Origin of the sequence: Vibrio sp. V42_P2S4T144, assembly GCF_009904715.1 — a bacterium.
Taxonomy (GTDB): Bacteria; Pseudomonadota; Gammaproteobacteria; order Enterobacterales; family Vibrionaceae; genus Vibrio; species Vibrio alginolyticus.
In genome coordinates this window covers 6,973-11,284 of sequence record NZ_WXWS01000652.1, presented here as the reverse complement: position 1 = coordinate 11,284, position 4,312 = coordinate 6,973, and the positions used below count along the sequence as shown (strand labels likewise).

Sequence of the window (4,312 nt, the reverse complement as noted above, 5' to 3'; positions counted from 1 at the left end):
GGTGAAGACTGGTGGGGTTACAGCAATAAGTATTATCAACATCGCTATAATGTCGACAAAATCCGCATCACAGTGATTCGCGACAGTGATATCGCGATGAAGCACTTTGAGAAAGGGAAGCTGGATGCATTTGGTCTTGTTTTACCAAGCTTATGGCATGATAAATCGAATACGGAACCTTACCAAAAGGGATACATTCACAAGTTCTGGGGTTACAACCAATTTCCAGTTGGGGCTGGTGGTGTATGGATGAACACCGCGATGCCTTTGCTGGATGATTTAAACATTCGCAAGGGCATTACTTACGCGATTGACTTTGATGGCATGATAGAGAATGTCATGCGTGGCGACTACTCCCGTAAACCGAACCCGACCGGTTATGGTCATGGTAAATACACCCTACCAGATGCTAAGGCACCGAAGTTTGATCCCGCAAAAGCGGCCGAGGCATTCGAAGCCGCAGGCTTTAACAAAATTGGTTCTGATGGTATTCGTGTCAATGATAAAGGTGAGCGCTTAAGCTTCGAGCTGACCTACGGAACACCTGTTCATACTCCTCGTATTGCATTTTTGCGTGAGCAAGCCAAGCTAGCAGGGCTGGATATTGAGCTCAAGTTAGTTGATGGCTCATCTATGTTCAAATACGTACGTGAGAAAAAGCACGATTTGGCTTTCTTAGATATGGGTACGTCTGAGATCCCAACGTATTGGGAGTACTTCCATTCAGTCAATGCGAACAAGCCGCAAACTAACTCTTTCACAAACTACAGCACGCCTGAACTGGATGAAAAGATCATCGAGTATCGTTTTGGCATGGATATGGATAAAAAGATCCAGCTAGGTCATGAGATTCAGCGTGACATCATTGATGCTCACGTTATCGTCCCAGGCTACATGGTTCCTTATGTCCGCTATGGTCACTGGCGCTGGTTAAAGTTTCCAGATAAGCCAATGAATCGCATGACAGAGGCGCTGTTCAGTGGTGCAATCATAGGCGATGGCACTTACTGGATTGATAGTGATATCAAAAAAGAAACGAAACAAGCGATGAAGTCAGACAAAGCTTTTGAACCTGTCGTTGTCGTAGATGACACTTATAAGCTGTAAGGATTGGTTATGGAAAACGATGTAATCCTAAGTGTTAAAGATCTCGAAGTTGAATTTACCACCGATGATGGGCCAGTGAAGGTTCTGCATGGTGTGAACTTTGATGTGCGAGCTGGACGTACACTCGGCCTGGTGGGAGAGTCAGGTAGTGGTAAGAGCGTAACCTCAATGTCGATCATGGGGCTATTACCTAAGCCATATGGCAACATCATTAAAGGTGAAGTGAATTATCGCGGCACCAACCTAGTTGATTTGCCTGCGGAAGAGATGTACGCCATGCGTGGCGATCGCATTTCGATCATCTTCCAAGACCCGATGACTGCGCTCAACCCAGTGCACACCATTGGTCGTCAAATATGTGAAGTGCTTGAGCTCCATCGACCTGAGCTCGACAAAAAGGAGCGGGAGGCGTACGCGATTGAGATGCTGGCAAAAGTAAAAATTCCAATGCCAGAGAAGCGATTGAATGAGTATCCCCATAACCTATCTGGTGGTATGCGCCAGCGTGTCATGATCGCGATGGCATTGGCCTGTAAGCCGGATATTCTGATTTGTGATGAACCGACTACAGCGTTGGATGTTACGGTTCAGGCGTCTATCCTTGAACTGATGAACGAGCTTCAGGAAGAAACGGGCATGGCGATGATCTTCATCACTCACGATCTCGGGGTTGTGGCAGAAGTGTGTGATGATGTTGCCGTGATGTATGGCGGACGTATTGTCGAAAAAGCAGAAATTTTTGAGTTGTTTGATAACCCGCAGCACCCATACACAGAGCGTTTGATGGGGTTGATGCCGAGCTTAGATAATGAGCCGAAGCAGATGATCGATATCAAGCCTATTGATGCCAGTATGTTTGCCAGTTAACTGGGCAAAGTGAACCAGTCATAAAAGAGGATGTTATGGCAAAAGAAGTATTAAGAATTGAAAATCTTAAGCAGCACTTTGTTTCTGGTAAAGGGCTGTTCAAGAAAGGCTACACCATCAAAGCGGTAGACGGGGTTTCACTGTCTGTTTCTGAAGGTGAAACACTGGGGCTAGTTGGTGAGTCAGGTTGTGGTAAAAGCACCCTTGGTCGCACGATCTTAAAGTTATACGAGCCAACAGAAGGTAAGATTTTCTTTGAAGGTAAAGACATCACTAAATTGTCTGTTAAAGAGATGCGCTCGCTGCGTAAAGACATGCAAATCGTCTTTCAAGACCCAATGGAGTCACTCAATCAGCGTCATACCATCGGTATGATTCTGGAAGAACCGTTTGTTATTCATAAAATTGGCACGCCAACAGAGCGTAAACAATGGGTAAAAGAGCTTTTAATCAAAGTGGGATTACCAGAAACGGCAGTAAACCGTTATCCACATGAATTTTCAGGCGGACAACGGCAGCGTATCGGTATTGCTCGCGCGATTGCATTGAAGCCTAAACTACTGATTTGTGATGAATCGGTATCTGCGTTAGATGTGTCGGTACAGGCGCAAATCTTGAACCTATTGCTACAACTGCAACAAGAAATGAATTTGGCGATCATATTTATCTCTCACGATCTCTCGGTGGTGAAACATGTTTCTGACAAAGTTGCCGTGATGTATTTTGGTAAAGTGGTAGAAGCAGGCAGTGCTAAAGAAATTTATGCAAACCCGCAAAACGAATACACCAAAAAACTCCTATCTGCGATTCCGATCACTCACCCTAAATATCGGAAGAAAAAGCGCGTAGCTGAAAAAAAGCAGCAAGTGGCGTAAGTGATGCCACAGGTCCTATAACACAAAAGCGCTCCGCCAAATAAGCGGAGCGTTTTTATAAGCAAATGCCAGGACTTGGAGTCGATTTGCACTGATGTTTATTCTGATTGATTGAAGATCGTTGCATGCTAAACTCAAGGCCTATTTTCTTTGTTTGGATAATGGACCATGCCGTCGAATTTACCGAAATCCTTTAGTCGACCTTTCCTGAAAATCTTCCATATTTTGGAGGCGGTGTTATTAGTCTCTATTACCTTGGCGACGTTGTACGCCATGATGCAAGAGTTTGTGCACGTATTTGTAGAGAAGCGTGTCTTACTCACGGATATTCTGTTGATGTTTATCTATCTGGAAGTGCTCGCTATGGTGCAGCAGTTCGTGATGAACGGTAAAATTCCGGTACGCTATCCTATCTACATCGCGATGATGGCCATCGCCCGCTACATCACACTCGGAATGAAAGAGCTGGATGCAGTTTTGGTTGTGTGGTTATCTCTGGCTGCGTTTATTTTGGCTGCGGCTACTTTGCTGATCAGAATTGGGCACCATTATTGGCCCTACGTTGATAACAGTACCTTGGAAAAAGACGAATAAAAGAAAACCCCGTATTAGCGGGGCTTTTTTGTTTCAATACTCGATGACTTTTAGATCATTCAATGTTTTGGATCTGCTCACGCATCTGTTCAATTAGAACTTTCAGTTCAACGCCCGATGCGGTGATGTCGGTGCTGATGGATTTCGACGCTAGCGTGTTCGATTCACGGTTGAACTCTTGCATCATGAAATCTAGACGACGACCCACTGCGCCGCCTTTTTTCAGAATGTTCGTGGTTTCTTTTACGTGAGAATCAAGACGGTCTAGCTCTTCTGCTACGTCTGATTTCTGTGCCAGAAGGATAAGCTCTTGCTCAACGCGAGATGGGTCTAGCTCTACTTTTGCATCTTCAAATTTAGAGAACAGACGCTCACGTTGCCACTCTAGTATTTCTGGCATGCGTGCGCGCACTTTCACAACTTCTGATGTGATCGCTTCGAGGCGTTGCTCAATCAGCGCCTTCATGTTCTCGCCTTCACGAGCGCGCGCTTCAATAAATTCATCCATTGCGCCATCAAACGCTTCTAGTAGCACTTTATTTACCGCATCCATGTCTTGCTCTGGCGTTTCCATTACCCCCGGCCATTGCATAACTTGAAATGGATTGATTCGGCTCAGTTCACCAGTCATGTGCATGACTTGTTCAGCGGCTTTAATTACCTGGCTAGCAAGCGCTTCATTGATGCTAAGCTCACCTTTTGCGGCAGGGTTTGCTTCAAAACGTAGATTACATTCTACTTTGCCTCGCGCTAAGCGCTTACGAAAACGCTCACGTAAAACGGGCTCTAACCCGCGAAATTGCTCTGGCATGCGGAAGTATGTTTCTAAATAACGCTGGTTCACGCTGCGGATTTCCCATACCGCAGAA

The 4,312-nt window shown here is 45.4% G+C and carries 5 protein-coding genes; 4 read left to right on the top strand and 1 reads right to left on the bottom strand.

From position 1 onward, the window contains the following. From CAG68_RS21215 to CAG68_RS21200, 4 genes are all read left to right on the top strand, one after another. Positions 1-1,107 (top strand): ABC transporter substrate-binding protein (locus tag CAG68_RS21215; RefSeq protein ID WP_237667912.1); only part of this gene is annotated, 1,107 nt, incomplete at its 5' end. 9 nt (positions 1,108-1,116) lie between these two features. After that, a complete protein-coding gene (locus CAG68_RS21210; RefSeq protein ID WP_080960121.1) occupies positions 1,117-1,974 on the top strand; it encodes an ABC transporter ATP-binding protein in 858 nt (285 codons plus the stop codon). A gap of 35 nt (positions 1,975-2,009) precedes the next feature. Continuing rightward, positions 2,010-2,849, top strand: a complete 840-nt coding sequence (locus tag CAG68_RS21205; protein WP_005379372.1) for an ABC transporter ATP-binding protein — start codon at positions 2,010-2,012, stop codon at positions 2,847-2,849. Between the two features lie 168 nt (positions 2,850-3,017). Continuing rightward, the gene (locus CAG68_RS21200) at positions 3,018-3,443 is read left to right on the top strand and encodes a phosphate-starvation-inducible protein PsiE (protein ID WP_025768316.1); all 426 of its coding nucleotides are present in this window, start codon (positions 3,018-3,020) and stop codon (positions 3,441-3,443) included. Between the two features lie 55 nt (positions 3,444-3,498). Here the strand turns inward: CAG68_RS21200 and CAG68_RS21195 are convergent. Further along, a partial coding sequence (locus CAG68_RS21195) for a YicC/YloC family endoribonuclease (RefSeq protein WP_161441622.1) occupies positions 3,499-4,312 on the bottom strand: 814 nt, incomplete at its 5' end.

Bases quoted from the DNA above. Each gene is read 5' to 3' on its own strand.
- CAG68_RS21200 (WP_025768316.1), top strand. From the start codon at position 3,018: ATGCCGTCGAATTTACCGAAATCCTTTAGTCGACCTTTCCTGAAAATC.
- CAG68_RS21205 (WP_005379372.1), top strand. From the start codon at position 2,010: ATGGCAAAAGAAGTATTAAGAATTGAAAATCTTAAGCAGCACTTTGTT.
- CAG68_RS21210 (WP_080960121.1), top strand. From the start codon at position 1,117: ATGGAAAACGATGTAATCCTAAGTGTTAAAGATCTCGAAGTTGAATTT.